Source organism: Gluconobacter sp. P1D12_c (assembly GCF_018812105.1).
Lineage (GTDB): Bacteria > Pseudomonadota > Alphaproteobacteria > Acetobacterales > Acetobacteraceae > Gluconobacter > Gluconobacter oxydans_A.
The window spans coordinates 1-386 of the sequence record NZ_JACSIQ010000732.1 but is presented as its reverse complement, the minus strand read 5'-3'; the positions used below and the strand labels follow the sequence as shown (position 1 = coordinate 386).

The 386-nt window shown below is 48.8% G+C and carries 1 protein-coding gene; it reads left to right on the top strand.

Features of this window, described 5'->3' with window-relative positions; genetic code table 11:
* Nucleotides 1-386, top strand: a 386-nt coding sequence (locus KP705_RS18945; protein WP_215765429.1) for a plasmid recombination protein, incomplete at both ends; no start/stop codon positions are given.

The following is a 386-nucleotide window of genomic DNA, read 5'->3' as shown; positions in this document are numbered from 1 at the left end:
AATCCGGATGCCTGTTTGCATGTTGAAAATCCAGGCAAGCCGGTTCTCGTTTTTGGTCAGGATTTAGAAGCTCTTGAGCGTGAGCATGAGCAGGCTTGCGATGGTGCTGTTGATGTTCAGAAGAATGGCAAGAGCAGGAAAATCAGAAGAACTCAAAATAMTATGGCGTGCATTGTTCAGTCTTGGCCAGGTGAGATGGATGCCGAGTGTAAGCGTTGGCAAGCTCGGTCGGTCAAGTGGTTGCAGGACACGTATGGGGACCAGTTGAAGACAGTCATCAGGCATGATGATGAGGCTTTTCCTCATCTTCATGCTTTCATCGTTCCTGATGATTTGAAGGCGATCAGCTTACATCCTGGGGATAGTGCAAAGCAGAAGGCCAAGGC